General features: G+C 61.4%; 13 protein-coding genes and 1 tRNA gene. 10 read left to right on the forward strand and 4 right to left on the reverse strand.

Annotated features, from left to right (window positions below):
• Positions 1-146 precede the first annotated feature (146 nt).
• Entirely contained in the window at positions 147-716 is a 570-nt protein-coding gene (locus ACYU0X_RS08605) for a hypothetical protein (protein ID WP_461902752.1), read from the forward strand.
• A gap of 145 nt (positions 717-861) precedes the next feature.
• Here ACYU0X_RS08605 and ACYU0X_RS08610 read toward each other — a convergent pair whose 3' ends face one another.
• Together ACYU0X_RS08610 and ACYU0X_RS08615 are read right to left on the reverse strand one after the other, a co-directional pair.
• A complete protein-coding gene (locus tag ACYU0X_RS08610) occupies positions 862-2,892 on the reverse strand; it encodes an acyl-CoA dehydrogenase family protein (protein WP_461902753.1) in 2,031 nt (676 codons plus the stop codon).
• Positions 2,893-2,914: 22 nt separating this feature from the next.
• Positions 2,915-3,583: a TetR/AcrR family transcriptional regulator gene (locus ACYU0X_RS08615; RefSeq protein ID WP_461902754.1), complete on the reverse strand. Its 669-nt coding sequence runs from the start codon at positions 3,581-3,583 to the stop codon at positions 2,915-2,917.
• Between the two features lie 72 nt (positions 3,584-3,655).
• Between ACYU0X_RS08615 and ACYU0X_RS08620 the strand changes: the two genes are divergently transcribed.
• From ACYU0X_RS08620 to ACYU0X_RS08630, 3 genes are read left to right on the forward strand one after another with little or no spacing between them, the layout of a single operon-like run.
• On the forward strand, positions 3,656-4,948 hold the full coding sequence (locus tag ACYU0X_RS08620; RefSeq protein ID WP_461902755.1) for an acetyl-CoA C-acetyltransferase: 1,293 nt from the start codon (positions 3,656-3,658) through the stop codon (positions 4,946-4,948).
• A 2-nt stretch (positions 4,949-4,950) separates the two neighbouring features.
• Entirely contained in the window at positions 4,951-6,288 is a 1,338-nt protein-coding gene (locus ACYU0X_RS08625) for a 3-oxoacyl-ACP reductase (protein ID WP_461902756.1), read from the forward strand.
• 14 nt (positions 6,289-6,302) lie between these two features.
• Entirely contained in the window at positions 6,303-7,154 is an 852-nt protein-coding gene (locus tag ACYU0X_RS08630) for a MaoC/PaaZ C-terminal domain-containing protein (RefSeq protein ID WP_461902757.1), read from the forward strand.
• Between the two features lie 3 nt (positions 7,155-7,157).
• On the opposite strand, the gene ACYU0X_RS08635 is transcribed toward ACYU0X_RS08630, so the two are convergent.
• A complete protein-coding gene (locus ACYU0X_RS08635) occupies positions 7,158-8,378 on the reverse strand; it encodes a glycosyltransferase (protein ID WP_461902758.1) in 1,221 nt (406 codons plus the stop codon).
• 334 nt (positions 8,379-8,712) lie between these two features.
• On the opposite strand from ACYU0X_RS08635, the gene ACYU0X_RS08640 reads away from it, so the two are divergent.
• Together ACYU0X_RS08640 and ACYU0X_RS08645 are read left to right on the forward strand one after the other, a co-directional pair.
• Positions 8,713-8,797: transfer RNA gene (locus ACYU0X_RS08640), tRNA-Leu, on the forward strand.
• A gap of 62 nt (positions 8,798-8,859) precedes the next feature.
• Complete coding sequence (locus ACYU0X_RS08645; protein WP_461902759.1) at positions 8,860-9,318, forward strand: hypothetical protein; 459 nt, start codon at positions 8,860-8,862, stop codon at positions 9,316-9,318.
• A 40-nt stretch (positions 9,319-9,358) separates the two neighbouring features.
• Here the strand turns inward: ACYU0X_RS08645 and ACYU0X_RS08650 are convergent, their stop codons facing one another.
• A complete protein-coding gene (locus ACYU0X_RS08650; RefSeq protein ID WP_461902760.1) occupies positions 9,359-10,642 on the reverse strand; it encodes an Nramp family divalent metal transporter in 1,284 nt (427 codons plus the stop codon).
• A 237-nt stretch (positions 10,643-10,879) separates the two neighbouring features.
• On the opposite strand from ACYU0X_RS08650, the gene ACYU0X_RS08655 reads away from it, so the two are divergent.
• From ACYU0X_RS08655 to ACYU0X_RS08670, 4 genes are read left to right on the forward strand one after another with little or no spacing between them, the layout of a single operon-like run.
• Positions 10,880-11,539 carry a response regulator transcription factor gene (locus ACYU0X_RS08655; RefSeq protein WP_461902761.1) on the forward strand — a complete coding sequence of 220 codons (660 nt, stop codon included), beginning with the start codon at positions 10,880-10,882 and terminating at the stop codon, positions 11,537-11,539.
• Positions 11,540-11,577: 38 nt separating this feature from the next.
• Positions 11,578-12,954: a sensor histidine kinase gene (locus ACYU0X_RS08660; RefSeq protein ID WP_461902762.1), complete on the forward strand. Its 1,377-nt coding sequence runs from the start codon at positions 11,578-11,580 to the stop codon at positions 12,952-12,954.
• 50 nt (positions 12,955-13,004) lie between these two features.
• Positions 13,005-13,940 carry a TAXI family TRAP transporter solute-binding subunit gene (locus ACYU0X_RS08665; RefSeq protein ID WP_461902763.1) on the forward strand — a complete coding sequence of 312 codons (936 nt, stop codon included), beginning with the start codon at positions 13,005-13,007 and terminating at the stop codon, positions 13,938-13,940.
• Between the two features lie 36 nt (positions 13,941-13,976).
• Positions 13,977-15,308, forward strand: a complete 1,332-nt coding sequence (locus ACYU0X_RS08670) for a M20/M25/M40 family metallo-hydrolase (protein ID WP_309407215.1) — start codon at positions 13,977-13,979, stop codon at positions 15,306-15,308.

Below are 15,308 nucleotides of genomic sequence, written 5' to 3' on the forward strand. Positions count from 1 at the left end.
TGCCAAGGTATTTCCTGCCAAACTCATGCGCTCTTGGGTCCACGGTAGAACAGGGTGGTGCCAGCGCTGGGTCCGGGTTTCCCTCCGGCTTCAAGACCCGTGCATGGCATAGGGTTTAAGGAAACAGATTCAACGATGGAAAGAGCATGATGACGGTAGAGGAATTTCTTAAAGGCCCCTCAAAGCGTGACGTGGCGGGCATGAAAACCGCTTTGAGCGAGGTCTCCGCCGGTGATGTGGTCTCCGTGCTGTATAAATCGGCACGCTATGGCCACTATCTGGTGACCGGCACCGTGCATTGCAGCTTCGCCGACGAATTGATGGTGGGCGGCCAGCCGTTGGCCGGCGTGCCTAAAAGCGTGAAGGTGGGCGAGGATAAGCAGCTACAGCGCAGCCCCGATAAGGAGGTGCGGGCCTTCCCAGCCGACTACGACGGTGCCCTGGAAGCGACCGCATGTCCGGTATCCGAAATTTCCCACGGGGACTTGGTGGCTACCAGCATCGAGCAGGACCCTTACGGGCGCTTCGTAGTCACCGGTGTTGTGACCGCCGCGGAGAACGACGGGCGCTATCTGATGATCGGGCCCTGGATTCTGAACAGTGCCGAAGGGGAGAACCCTCGCCTTCTGGAAGTGCAACGCTTGGCATCCGCCGGTGAACACCAGGCTCCAAAGGTCGAGGTTCGTGCCGCGGTCAAGGCCGAAGACCTCTCGTAGCAGAACCAGCGTCGTACGTAGCCCTCGACGCAAACCACCGGCGGCGGCACCAAGCATGGGTCCCATGCTTCGTGCCGCCGCCGGCTATGTTGAGTTCAGGGCCACCAATGGCCCTAGGTGGTTCCGTTCAGGAACCGCTCCAGGCCTAGGCGGTAGCCGCGGCCTTGGTCTTTTTCAGTAGCGATTTTTCGCTGATTGGGGCCTGATCGCTAGCCCGCAATGCCGCGAAGTAGGCCATGGCCTCTTCCTGACGCTCGGCCTCGATACCGCTGGAAATATCGGCACGCAGGTGATCCTGGGTATATCCGAAGGCGTCGACCAGATCCTGGGCGTGCGGACGGAGGCGGGCCAGCAGGCGGTTGATGTACTCGGGAAGCGTACGTGCACGCTGCATCGAAAGCCAGCCGTTGGCCAGGTACCAGCCCAAATCCTGTTCGATCACGCACAGCACAAACACGTCGCGCAGCCAGGTCAGCACCTCACGGGTGGTTTCGTCGCTGACTTGCTCCAGAGCTTCGGTGAAGGCTTCGAAACGCAACAGTTCGCCGTGGGTGCGCGCAGCGGCGATCAGGGTGTCCTGATTTTCGTTGAACGCCTGTGCGGTCTTGACCTTGTCCTTACCGGCCGCGCGGAGATTGCCGGCGACCTCTGCCACCAGCGCATTAATGCGTCCGGTGAGCAGCTCGCGCTGATTCTGCGAATCCTTGAAGTAGTTGGCGCTCTTGCGTTCGTCGGAGACATCGACCACGGACTGCACCACCGAACGCAAACCGGAGCGGTGTAGCGCGGCGGTGCCGACCTGCTTGGCCACATACATGGCCATCGCGCCGGTATCCAGCTTGCGGAAACCCGAGGCGTAATCGGTGAGTAGACGCTTGCCGACCAGCTGCAACAGGACGTTGTTATCGCCCTCAAAGGTCACATACACATCGAGGTCCTGGTAGAGCTGGGTGAAGCGGTTCTTGGCGATAAAGCCCGAGCCACCACAGGCCTCACGAGATTCCTGCAGCGTGTCGAGGGCATCCCAGGTACTGAGCGGCTTCAGCGCAGCGGCCAAGGTTTCGAGATCTTGACGGTCGTCATCGGAGTCGGCGCGGCCGGAGAAGACGGCATCGAATTTCTCGAGCAGACCATCGTGCGCGAAGCTTGCCGCATAGGTGCGGGCTAGGCGTGGCAGGAGGCGACGCTGGTGGCGCTGATAATCCAAGAGCGTGGTCTCTTCGGTCTCCGACACGCTGGTGAACTGGCGCCGCTGGTTGGCGTAGCTCACCGCGATCTGCAGCGCAATCTTCGAGGCGTTGGTCGCCGCCCCATCCAAGGAAACACGGCCCTGAACGAGCGTTCCGAGCATGGTGAAGAAGCGACGGCCCGGCGACGCGATCGGGGAGGAGTAGCTGCCGTCCGCGGCCACATCGCCGTAGCGGTTAAGCAGATTGGTGCGCGGCACGCGGACGTGGTCAAAGTGCAGCCGGCCGTTATCGATTCCGTTGAGCCCGCCCTTTAGCCCGTCGTCCTCGCCGCCCACGCCGGGGAGGAACTGGCCGTTCTCGTCACGGATCGGCACGTAGAAGCAGTGCACCCCGTGATTCACACCATTGGTGATCAGCTGGGCGAAGACGGTGGCAGCGGTGCCATGCAATCCTGCATTGCCAAGGAACTCTTTCCACGCCGCGCGAAAGGGGGTGTGAATGACGAACTCTTCGGTGTCCTTGTCGTAGGTGGCAGTGGTCGCAACGGCCGCAACATCCGAACCGTGACCGATCTCGGTCATCGCAAAGGCTCCGGGAACGGTTAGGTCCATCGCATCCGGCAGCCACTTGGCGTGGTGCTCCTCGGTGCCGAGGTGCAAGATCGCCCCGGCAAAGAGTCCCCACTGCACGCCGGCCTTGATCTGCAGTGACGGGTCGGCGGCAACCAGTTCCTCGAAGGCTGCCAAGGATCCGCCGTGATCGTCATGTCCGCCATAGGTTTTCGGGAATGCGCGCTGTACGGCCTGCTCATCCACGAGGATTTTCAACTGTGCCAAGACGCGTTCGCGGTGCTCGTCCATGCCCAGCGCGGGGTCGCGTTGCAGCTCTGGGCGGGCGGCGCGGGCGCGTGAGGCGGTGCGGATCTCCGCATAATCGCCCAGTAACTGTTGACCGAGCGCGGCGACGTCGATGCGGTTGGTGCTCATGGATATGACTCCCTTTCGTTGTTCAATGCGTTGCGGCAGCGATGCCGTTGATCAGCCAGGTCGTGAGTGCGTCGGCCAGTTCATCTAGCGGCGGCTTGTTTGGGCCTTCGGGTTGGCTCAGCCAGGATTCTCCCGCGGCTCGCACCATGCCCAGCGCGGCACGCGGCCAGAGCGAGACTGCGTGCGGGTCGCTGGAACCGGCCTCGTGCAGATAGCTGGATAGCCGGTCGGTCATTAGCGCGGTGATCTCGGTGAAGAAGGCGTTCAGCGCTGCCGAGGGGCTTTCTTCCTCGCTGCTTGTTGTTGCTTCGAGGTCTCCGCTGGTGACGAAGTAGTAGAGGTTGGGGCTGCGTTGGGCCAATTCCAGGTAGGCGCCGACCATGGCGCGCAGGGCGGCTCGCTCGTCGTCCTTGGCCAGCGCGGCGTCAATGACCCGGTGCCGAAAGTCCGTGATCACCATGGCGCCGAGGGCTCGGCGCAGTCCTTCCTTGTCCCCGAAGTATCGGTAATACACCGGCTTAGAGGTCTGCGCATGCGAGGCGATTTCCTCCATGGATGCCCCCGGGCCGAGCTGATGCACGGCTTTACGGGCCAGCGTCAACAGTTCGGTGCGGCGCTCGGTGCGGTGGTTCTGCCAGCGCGCGGCGCGTCCGTCCTCGGTGACATCATTCATAGGGGTGACGTTCTTCACGTTACTCAGAGTATCATGTACTCTTGGTTACAGTAATACACCCCACAGTTCGAACTTCTCAGGAGTAGCTTCATGGCAACTGCCGCGCCACGCCAAGCCGTCATCATCGGTGGCAATCGCATTCCCTTCGCCCGTGCCAACACCGCTTACACCAACGCCTCGAACCAGGACATGTTTACCGCAGCACTCGAAGGGCTCATCGCCCGCTTCGGACTGCAAGGCCAGCGCATCGGCGCCGTCTCCGGCGGTGCGGTGCTGAAACACTCCAAAGACTTCAACCTGATTCGCGAATGCGTACTGGGTAGCTCGCTGGATCCAGCAACGCCGGCCTATGACGTTCAGATGGCCTGCGCTACCGGCATGGAGTCCATCGGATCACTGGCCAACAAGATCAAACTCGGCCAGCTTGATTCCGCCATCGGCGGCGGCGTGGACACCACCTCGGATGCTCCGATCGCCGTTTCAGAACCGCTGCGTCGCATTTTGCTCGAACTCGCTCGCGCCCGCAGCACCAAGGACAAGCTCAGCGCCCTAAGCAAGCTGCGCCCGGCCCACCTAGCTCCTAGCGCACCGGGCACCGGCGAACCACGCACTGGGCTATCCATGGGCGAGCATCAGGCGCTCACCACCGAGGCCTGGGGGATCACCCGTACCGCACAGGACGAACTGGCATTGGCCAGCCACCAGAACCTAGCCGCCGCCTATGAGCGCGGGTTCTTCGACGACCTGATCACGCCCTTCCGCGGACTGAGCCGCGACAACAATCTGCGCCCGGACTCCTCGCTGGAGAAACTGGGTAAGCTCAAGCCGGCCTTCGGCAAGTCACTGGGGGAGCGGGCCACTATGTCCGCTGGTAACTCCACCCCTCTGACCGACGGCGCCTCGACCGTGCTGCTCGGTAGCGAAGAATTTGCCGAGGCCAATGATCTGCCGATGCTGGCGAATTTCGTCGACTTCGAAGCCGCCGCCGTGGACTTTGTGCATGGAGCCGAAGGCCTCCTGATGGCCCCGGCCTACGCCACCGCACGCCTGCTCGAGCGCAACGGGCTGACCTTGCAGGACTTCGACTTCTACGAGATCCATGAGGCCTTTGCAGGCACCGTGCTCTCGACCCTGGCCGCGTGGGAAGACGAGCAGTTCTGCCGCGAGAAGCTCGGGCTCGAGGCGCCGCTGGGCGCTATCGACCGTAGCAAGCTCAACGTCAATGGTTCTTCGCTGGCCGCCGGGCACCCGTTCGCGGCTACCGGTGGTCGTATCGTGGCCAGCACCGCGAAGATGCTTCATGAAAAGGGCTCGGGCCGGGCACTGATTTCCGTTTGTGCCGCCGGTGGCCAAGGTGTCGTCGCGATTGTGGAGGCACGCTAAACATGGCTGACAAGTACCTCGAACTGGTCAACACCGGCTACACCAAAAAGGTTGCCAAACTACTTGGCCTGCCACGCCCGCCACGCTTGCGTCGCTACGAACCGGGCGGCACACTGTTGCCCGGACCGCTATTGGTCCTTGGCGCCAGCGCACGCGCGCAACAACTCTCCGACGAGCTGACCTCCTGGGGGATCGATGTGCGCCGTCACGACGCACAGGGCGATAAGCTCGGCGGCATCCTGCTGTTGCTCGATGAGCTAACCCACCCGGAACAGCTCGGCGAGGTGATGCTCACCGCCGGTGGCGCACTCCGTCAGTTGTTGCCCGGCGGCCGTCTGGTGTCGGTTTCACGGCCGGCGCTGGCCCACGATGAGCCGGCCGTCGCGGCAGTCCGCCAAGGTATTGACGGTGCCATGCGATCGCTGGGCCGTGAAATGCGCGGCGGCGCCACCGCCAATGGCGTGCTGCTGGCCGAGGACACCACGGTGACCAGCCCAAGTGCCTTGGGGGCCCTACGCTTTTTCTTCTCCGGCCGCAGCGCCTACGTCGATGGCCAGTTCCTGACCGTACGCAACGACGAGGGTTCGCTACCTGCAGATCCGGAACGCCCGTTGGTCGGCAAGGTTGCCGTCGTTACCGGTGCCGCCCGCGGCATCGGCGCCGCAATTGCCCGCGTGCTGCACCGCGACGGTGCGCAGGTCGTCCTCGTGGATATGCCAGCGGCCGGAGAGGCACTAGCCGCGGTGGCCAATGAGGTGCACGGAACGACATTGCAGTTGGATGTCACCGCCGCCGATGCCGGGCAGCGCATCATCGACCACGCGGTGAATCGTTACGGTCATCTCGACTTGGTGGTCCACAATGCCGGTATCACTCGCGATAAGCTGCTGGCCAATATGGATCAGGCGCGCTGGGATTCGGTGATTGCCGTGAACATCGCCAGCCAGTTGCGCATGAACGAGGCCTTCCTGGCTGCTGACCTGCCGGGCCTGCGAGTGGTTTCGCTCGCTTCAACCTCGGGCATTGCCGGCAACCGCGGGCAGAGCAACTACGCGGCCAGCAAGGGCGGAGTCATTGGCATGGTGCGTGCCAGCGCCGAGCGTTTCGCCGAAAGCGGCGGCTCCATCGCCGCGGTGGCCCCAGGCTTCATTGAAACGGAAATGACCGCGAAGATCCCGTTGGGCACCCGAACCGTCGCCCGGCTGGTTCTGCCTTCACTCATGCAGGGCGGCTTGCCGCAGGACGTGGCCGAAGCCATTGCCTTCCTCGGATCGGATGCTGCCGCCGGTCTCAACGGGCAAACCTTGCGGGTATGTGGACAGTCGTTGGTGGGCGCCTAATGGAAGCCCAACTCGTGACCGAAATACCGGGCCTCGGCGGAGTCTATGCCCGCGCGCTACGAACCATCGGGCGCAAGCCCAAGGCAACGATTTTGCCGCAGACCACGCTGGTTTACTCCGGGGCAATCGTGGACCGGGCGGCACTCGACGCCTACTGCCAGGCGACGGGTGCACCGAATAACGATATCTTGCCCAGCCTGTTCGTACATACCCAGGTCTTTCCACTGGCGATGTCGCTGATGGCACGCGATGACTTCCCGTTGCCGTTGCTGGGCATGATCCACCTTTCAAGCCAGATCAGTGTCGCTGAGCCACTTGATGCCGCAGAAAGCTTCGACGTGCAGGTGCGAGCAGAGAACTTGGCCGCGCATCGCAAGGGCACAAGCTGCGAACTAGTGGTCGAGATCCTGGTTGGCTCCAGCACCCGCATGGAGATGCGACATGTCTTCCTAGCCAAGGGCGTTTCGCTGCCCGGAGTCGCCGCGCCTAAGGTATCGGAAGCCCCCGAGTCAGCGACGGACACCCCGCGGCGCACCGCACATTGGAAGTTGGATGCCGGCACCGGGCGCCGCTGGGCGAAAGTATCCGGGGACTTCAACCCCATTCACCTCAGTGGGCTCAGCGCGAAGGCCTTGGGTATGCCACGGGCGATCGCCCATGGCATCTATCTGGGCGCCCGTGCCTTGGCAGGAATTGAACCGCAGGCGGGTAGCTACCGGTGGCACATCGACTTCAAAACTCCGGTGCTACTGCCCGGCTCCGTGGACCTAGCCTTCGAGCCGCAGGCTAATGGGTATCGCGTTTCGGCCTGGAACTCGCGACGCGGCAAGCCACACTTTGAGTTGGTTTTAGAGCGCGAGTCCTAGACGTTACTGACACCGACCGGCCGTCGGGCACAACAATTGCTGATAACAGTTCAGCGTGTGTTCGGCGGCCGCGGTCCACGTTAAGCTCCGTGCATGAGCTATCGCGGCCTCGGAGGCGCGCTCAATGGCCTGCGGGTTTTCGGCTAGCCGGATGAGCGCCGTGGCCCACGATTTCACCCGTTCCTCGGCTTCAATTAGCCAGCCGGTATGACGGTCGATGACCGCATGGGAGAGCCCGCCTACGCGATTAGCCAACACCGGAGTGCCACAGGCTTGTGCCTCGGCCGCGACTAGGCCAAATGTCTCGGAGAGCGATGGCACCGCTACTATGTCGGCTGCAGCGAAGTAAGCCGCCAGTACTTCCGGGGGACAAGGGGCGCAAAGTTCTACAACGTCCTCAAGGTCGAGCTGCTGCACCATTCCGGGGACGTCGTAGGCGTCGGCCCCCGAATTCGCCCCAATAAGTTGGGCGGTCAACCGTAGATCCGGACGCTTTTGCCGTGCCTTGGCTAGTGCCTGCAACAAAATATGCGGGCCCTTGAGTTTTTGCATGCGCCCGGCATACACCACATGCAGGTCTGACCCTTCGGGAGCACTGACGTGCCCCGCTTGCGCTGCAGGATTGAACCGTACATGGTCCACGCCCGGGGTAATTACAGACAACTTGGCTTCGTCCACCGCGTAGTAGCGCACCAGCTGGTCTGCCTCGACCGGTGTATTGGCAATGACGGCATCGGCCCGGGCAAGTAGCTGGCGTTCTGCCTCGAGGCGTTCGGGTGCCTCGGGAAGGTTCGACTCGTGCATTTTCACTGCGGCACTGGTGTGTAGCGTCAGCGCGAAGGGTGTGCCCCAGTGGCTGCGCAAGGACTCGGCAACACGCCCAGAAAGCCAATAATGGGCATGGAGCACGTCGAAGCCCTGTCCCGAAGCGAACCGCCCGTCAAAATGCGTGGCTATGGCCTCGGCGGCCTCTTCTAATACATCAGCGAGTTGCTCCTTGCTGAGCTCCTGTCCGGGGCGAATAGGTACTTCGTGATGCCACAGATTGGCGGCAACGTCTTGCACCTGTGCCGTGCCGGCGCCGCGGGTCACCATATGGACCTCATGTCCCATACCCGCTAGCGCCATGGCGAGCTGCAACACGTACACATTCATTCCGCCTGCGTCCCCGGTCCCTGGCTGAGACACCGGCGAGGTGTGCAGGGACAGCATGGCGATGCGCATGAATACTCCGTAGCGGTGGTGGACGGTTGCATAAAAAGTTTACGCTCCATAGACAGCACCGAATTGCGCGGCCGACTCGCGAGGGAGCTCCCGAACTGACGGTTGCCAGCGGACTGCCGCAGGTCCGGCGCGTCGCGAGCGTGCTGGAACTACAGAATGAGCGTGATGCTCGACACTTTCCTGCCGATTTTGCTCGTATAGCGACTACTCACAGCCGATTTCCCGCGGAATCACGGGGGATTTGAGGGGTACTAGGCCGAATTTGCAGCGTGAGGTTTTTCGTGTAAAGTTTTACTTCGTTGCCAGCGATAACAACGCAAACAACAAGTCACCTGCGCGGGTGGCGGAATAGGTAGACGCGCTAGCTTGAGGTGCTAGTCCTCGCTTAGAGGGTGGGGGTTCAAGTCCCCCTCCGCGCACAAAAGAAACCCCCGATTGACTGTGGTCCATCGGGGGTTTCGCTTGTCGCCGGATACATTGGTTGAACGCAACAGAAATCCTGTGCGGTTTGGGACATAGGTGGGCGGGGATGAAAAGTTTCACTGAGCGCTTCGAACTGATGCATTACATCTTTGGCGGCTATGGCGAAACTACCGTCATCCCCGCCGCCGGGAATGGAACTGTCTTCTTCAGGTATGAGGATACCGGCGAACTCTTTGCCTTCGAAGGTGACTTCGACGGTCTCTATGAACATGCCCAGAATTGCTCCGGTACGAGCCTGTGGCCAGATAGGGATCCCGAGACTGCCAATCTATCGCTCTTTTCCGTGCACATCATGGAAACCGTTGAGTTGGCACCGCCAAAGGCTTGCCGAATCTTGTGGAAAGAAGGCGGGCTACAAGCGGTACCCGGCTCCTTGCCGCCGGCGGTCGTCGCATTTCCCGCAACTTTGCATATTTCATTCCCCAAAATGCACCGGGCACCCAGCGTTGAACGCTAGGTGCCCGAGCAGGTGGGTCGTCATTGATCGAGCGAACTTGCTATCCGCCAAGTAGCGGGGCGAGCGCCTTGATGAGCTGCTGCACACCCAAGGCGATAAACAGCAGTGCGGTCACACCGAGAGCGATATTGGTGTGCAACTTGTTCGCCCAGGCCTTTTCGATCCGCTTGCCGTTGAGCAGCCCCAGCAGGGTCAGCGCCAAGAATGGCATGAACAGGGACCCTAGGACGCCGTAGGCAAGGATGAGTCCCACCGGCTTGCCCAGCATCACCAGAATGATCGGCGGAAAGGTCAGCCACAGCAGGTAGAACTTGAAGTACTTGCCGCCGACCAAGGTATCGGCATGTCCGGCTGCCTTGCCGCGCATGTGGCCCCAGAAATCGGCGAACATCAGCGATACGCCGTTCCAGACACCCAAAATTGAGGAGAAGGACGCAGCCCAGAAACCCACGAGGAATCCGGTGCCGATAAATTGTCCGTATCGATCGGCCAGCACATCGGAGAGGTCCAGCAACCCACGATCGCCGCTGGTCAGGCTAACTCCTGCAGCGCTGACCACCTCGGCACCCACAATCAGCATCGAGATCACAAAGATGCCGGTCATCACGTAAGCCATCGAATTATCGATGCGCATAACACGCATCCACTTCGGGGTAATCCAGCCCTTTTCACGTAGCCAGTAACCATAGGCGGCGAGGGTGATGGTGCCACCGACACCACCGGCCAAGGCCAAGGTGTAGAACAAGCCGCCCTCTGGGATCAACGGCACCAGGCCGCGCAACATCTCGGGAAGATTTGGCGCCGCAATCACCGCAAGGCCGACAACGGTTACGAACATGATGCCAACCAATACGGCCGTTACCTTTTCGAAGAAGGCATAACGACCCAGCCAGACCAGCGTGAAACCAGCCAGCCCCATCAACACCGCCCAGATGCGCAAGTCCACCGCCGGCATCAGGGCGGCAAGGGGCAATGCCGCCGAGCTCATGGCCGTGGCACCGTATACGAAGCCCCAGATGATGATGTATGGGCCGAAATACCAGGTGGTCCACTTGCCGAGGGTTCGCCAGCCCTCAAAGATGGTTTTGCCAGTAGCCAACGAGTAGCGACCGGCGCCTTCCACCAGCACGATCTTCATGATCACGCCGACGATCACCGCCCAGAGCAGGGCATAACCGTACTTATTACCAGCCACCAGCGTGGCCACCATATCGGCCGCGCCGACACCGGTGGCCGCGACCACGAGTCCTGGGCCGATCACCTTCCACTTAGGTGGGGTACCGCCGTCTTCATTGACGATTGCGGGTTTAATGCTGTCCGCCATTGGGTTTGTTCCTTAGGGATAACTCTCATGTGTGGCCGGATACCCGACCATTGACTAGGTGCAGTGCGGTAGCCGGTCTCGAACCGGCCTCCGGAAGCGTGAAGAACAGCAACAGCCTATGTGTGAGCTGCGGCATAGCCAACGCGTAGGCAAAGTCCTAACACTCTCTTAAGTTTTCGGAACATGAGAAACTGGTCACAGAGTTTTGGCTAGTCACTGCTGTGGAGGGAAGCGTCGGTGCATTTATTGATCGTCGAAGACGACGACGCCGTGGCCGCGGCACTTTGTGAGGCGGTCGCCACCGCAGGGCATCGGGTGCAGCGCTTGTCGCGGGGAGCCGACGCCCTGCTAAATCATCAGCAGGCGCAGATGATCTTGTTAGATCTTGGCTTGCCAGATATCGATGGTCTCGAAGTGCTACGCAAACTTAGGCAAGTCACCGAGGTGCCGATCGTAATTCTGAGTGCCCGAGATGATGAACGAAGCATTGTGCGTGGGCTACGACTAGGCGCTGACGACTACTTGTCCAAACCCGTTGGGCTGGCCGTGCTCTTGGCGCGTATTGAGGCGGTGGCCCGGCGAAGCCGAACGTCACGTACCGAAAGCGCGGCCATCACCGTAGGTTCGCTGTCGTTAGATCTGGAACGCCGAACTGCCACACTGGCCGATCGGGAACTGAAACTCACCGCAAAGGAATACGAACTGCTGGCGCTGCTGGCCAGACATGCCGGCACGGTCGTTACCCGCGAACAGATCCTAGATGCGCTCTGGGGTGACGCCTTCGTGGCCGTATCGCGGTCGCTGGACGTGCACCTCACCGGGCTACGCGCAAAGCTCGAAGTCCCCGGCATGATTGTGAACGTGCGCGGGGTGGGCTACCGGCTGGAAGCCAGCTGACCATGCGGCTCCGTGTTTTGGGCATCCTAGGCTCACTGATGAGCCTGATCGTGCTAATTGTCGGATGGATCGTCTTGCAACAGGCCAGCCGTGACCTCACCCAAGACCTGCAATTAAACAGGCTGACCTCGGTGAACCGATTCGTCCAACTGGCTTCACATGCCCAAGAGTCTTCGGATCTGACGATGTTGCGAAACTACATGGATCATTATTCGCAACTCTATGATGAGGGTCTGCTGATCACGATCGGGGAGCGAACCCTACGCTCGGGTGACATCGACCCGACACAGCCAGCCGTCGCCGATGCGGTCCGTAACGCCAGCCTGAATCTGGAAACAACGGGAATCTCGGTGTTGACGCCCTTCGATTCTTCGACGGTGGTTATCGCACGACCCTACGGCAATATGGCCCAGGTGCTCGGCTCGGTGGTCATGGAGGTCAACACGGAGGCGGCCCGCGCCAAAGTATTGAGAACGTGGGCCGCGGTCGCCCTGATCTCCTTGTTGCTCCTAGTAGCTCTACTGCTCTTGGCGGATCGATTAACCACATGGATGCTACGGCCCATGCATCGTCTCGAGGACGAAATTCGGGAACTAGCCCGAACTCGGCGAACGCGTCCACTATCGTTGGCGGGCCCTCCGGAGCTAAGGGCGCTGACGGCCTCGGTGCAGACGATGTCCGACGCAATGGACGCATCGTTGCGTCAACAGCGAATGCTGATCGCCGAAACATCTCACCAGCTGCGCAATCCGGTCGCCGCGCTGCGTCTTCGCATAGACCTTTTGCGTCACCGGCTGGGAGAGGAATCCGAACGGCTTGGCGCCGACCAGGTAGATAAGGAATTAGACCGGCTTGAGGACATGCTCAATGATGTGTTGCAGTTAGCCAGCGCGGAGCATCGAGTAACACAACAAGAAGCTGGCGGCTCGTTGCCCGAGAGCGAGCCGACGGCCACGAGCTTCGACGCCCGCGAACTGCTCGAGGAAGAATGCGAACGGCAGCGGATGGCCGCCGAACATGCCGGGGTCGACCTGCGCGTACATGGCCCGTATGGATTATTCATTCGCGCGAACCCCTTTGAAATACAGCAGATTGTGGCCGAGGTGCTCACCAATGCGTTCAAATATGCTCCCGGTGCCCCGGTGGATTTGAGGTGCATAGAGGCTGGAAGCCATGTCCTTCTCAGCCTGCGTGATCATGGTGCCGGGCTGTCCCAGCCTGAGTTGGAACAGGCCACCGAGCGTTTCTGGCGCGCCGAGACAGTGCGTAGCGAACGGGGAAGCGGTCTCGGACTGACGATCGTGGAGCGTCTGACACGAGCCAACGAAGGGACACTAGATTTGCGTCCGGCACCCGGTGGGGGACTCGAGGTCTGCGTGAAACTCCCAGCAGCCGGGCCAGGGGTCGCACAATGACTCGGCCCGCGCCAGAGCCCCGCAAGCTGAGTCGGCGGCGGATGCTACGCATGACGCTAGGCCTCACGGCCGGCGCCATAGGTGGTTTCGGTCTTAGCGCCTGCGCCGGTGGGCCGCTGATGCCGCGCATCGATATCGCCGGCGGAGAGAACGGCGGTTTTTACTTCGAGTTCGCCACAGAACTCTCGCGTGCGCTGGTTGCCGCCGGTATTGCCGGTGAAAGCCGGGCATTACGGACCGAGGCCAGTGTTGAAAACCTGCGGCTACTAGGTGAAGGGCGGGCACAGTTGGGCCTCGCCCTGGCAGATACCGCCGATGCCGAACGCCACTCACCTACGGCCAAATCCGAGCTACGTGCACTGGGACGGGTCTATCAGAATTACTTCCACTGCATTGTGCATGCCGATAGCCCCATTACTAAGCTGCACGACTTGGCCGGAGCACGCTTGGGTGTGGGAGCCGCCGGTTCGGGCACGTGGGTGACCGGTCAACGAATCTTGGCCGCCTCAGGCCTCAGTCAAGGTTCCAACCCGCCACGGCAACAGATACTCGGGTACGCGGATGGGCTGGCCGCGCTGAAGGCTGGAGATATCGACGCCCATTTCCTTTTCGGTGGGATTCCGGTCGCCGCCATTAGCGAGTTGGCCTCCGGTGCACGTCTAAGACTATTGGATCTCAGCGATGTGCTCGTTACTCTCCGGGCACAGTTTCCGGGGCTCTATGACCGGGTGGTCATCCCCAAGGACACGTACCCGGCCATCGCGGAAGTCGAAACGGTGGGAGTGGCGAATCTATTAATGTGCCGTACCGACCTGCCCGACCCGGTAGCAACCGCGGTAGTGCACTTGCTGGTCGACCGAGCTGCCGAACTCGTGCCACGCCATAGCGCCGGCATTCAATTTCTGACCCCTGAGACCCTGATCGGGACCTCCACCACGCCACTGCATTCGGCGGCGGCCGAAACGTATCGCGACATGCACGGTTAGGCTTGGAGTAGGAACCCGAGCCTGGAGGGAAGTGCAATGACTACCGAGCCGACATCTGTCAACGAATCGCTGTCGCTATTGGAGCGCGAAACCGTGGAGATCTGCCAACGGCTGATCCAGATCGACACCTCGAACTATGGCAATAACGACGCGCGAGGCGAACGCGAAGCGGCGGACTATATCGCCGGGCTTCTCGCCGAGGTCGGTCTAGAGTCGGTGATTCATGAATCCTCGCCCGGTCGCGCCAATCTCGTGTGCCGCTTCCGCGGAAGCGACCCGGACCTGCCGGCACTGATCGTTCATGGCCACCTGGACGTGGTGCCGGCCGTCGCCGAAGACTGGAGTGTCGACCCGTTCTCCGGAGCACTGATCGATTCGATGATCTGGGGCCGCGGAGCGGTGGACATGAAAGACATGGACGCCATGATCGTGGCCGCGGTGCGGCACCTACGTCGCGAGAACATCACCCCACGCCGCGACCTGATCATCGCCTTCTTTGCTGACGAAGAAGCCGGCGGCGTGTACGGGGCGGGCTGGATGGTGAAAAACCATCCGGAGCTTTTCGCCGGGGCGACCGAAGCGATTAGCGAGGTTGGTGGATTCTCCGCCGACATCAACGGTCAGCGCGCCTACATGCTACAGACAGCCGAAAAGGGCATCGCCTGGCTGAAACTCACCGCACATGGACGTGCCGGCCACGGCTCCCAGGTCAATGACGAAAATGCGGTCACCCGCCTAGCTTCCGCGGTCGCCCGGATCGGTGAGACCCAGTGGCCGCTGTCGTACACCAAAACCACCCGGGCACTGCTCGAACAAGTTTCCGCGCTCACTGGTCTACCCTTTGACGAGCAGGATCCACGACCACTGCTGACGGCCATGGGCAGCGTTTCGCGCTTCGTTGAAGCCACCTTGAAGAACACCTCCAACCCCTCGGTCCTGGACGCCGGCTACAAACACAACGTCCTGCCGGGAACGGCCGAAGCACTGATTGACTGCCGCACGCTACCGGAACAGCACGAGCAGGTCATCAATCAACTTCGTGAGCTCGCTGGGGAGCATGTGGAGCTGTCCATGGTGCATGAGGAAAGCTCCCTTGAGGTGCCCTTCGCCGGCGAATTGGTCGAAACCATGGTTGCGGCCCTGCAGGCCGAAGACCCCGATGCAGTGGTGCTGCCCTACATGCTCTCGGGAGGCACCGATAACAAATCGCTGGCGAAGCTGGGGATCACCGGTTATGGCTTCGCCCCGCTACAGCTACCTGCCGACCTCGATTTCACCGGGCTCTTCCACGGGGTCGACGAACGAGTTCCGGTCTCGGCGCTTCACTTTGGCTCCCGTGTACTCGAACGCTTGCTGCGGAGCTACTAG

Source organism: Glutamicibacter sp. X7 (assembly GCF_054889245.1).

What these genes read in the sequence shown, in the direction of transcription:
- ACYU0X_RS08665 (WP_461902763.1), top strand. Translation starts at nt 13,005, where the DNA reads ATGACGCTAGGCCTCACGGCCGGCGCCATAGGTGGTTTCGGTCTTAGC.
- ACYU0X_RS08670 (WP_309407215.1), top strand. Translation starts at nt 13,977, where the DNA reads ATGACTACCGAGCCGACATCTGTCAACGAATCGCTGTCGCTATTGGAG.
- ACYU0X_RS08625 (WP_461902756.1), top strand. Translation starts at nt 4,951, where the DNA reads ATGGCTGACAAGTACCTCGAACTGGTCAACACCGGCTACACCAAAAAG.
- ACYU0X_RS08620 (WP_461902755.1), top strand. Translation starts at nt 3,656, where the DNA reads ATGGCAACTGCCGCGCCACGCCAAGCCGTCATCATCGGTGGCAATCGC.
- ACYU0X_RS08660 (WP_461902762.1), top strand. Translation starts at nt 11,578, where the DNA reads ATGAGCCTGATCGTGCTAATTGTCGGATGGATCGTCTTGCAACAGGCC.
- ACYU0X_RS08605 (WP_461902752.1), top strand. Translation starts at nt 147, where the DNA reads ATGATGACGGTAGAGGAATTTCTTAAAGGCCCCTCAAAGCGTGACGTG.
- ACYU0X_RS08650 (WP_461902760.1), bottom strand. Translation starts at nt 10,642, where the DNA reads ATGGCGGACAGCATTAAACCCGCAATCGTCAATGAAGACGGCGGTACC.
- ACYU0X_RS08610 (WP_461902753.1), bottom strand. Translation starts at nt 2,892, where the DNA reads ATGAGCACCAACCGCATCGACGTCGCCGCGCTCGGTCAACAGTTACTG.
- ACYU0X_RS08635 (WP_461902758.1), bottom strand. Translation starts at nt 8,378, where the DNA reads ATGCGCATCGCCATGCTGTCCCTGCACACCTCGCCGGTGTCTCAGCCA.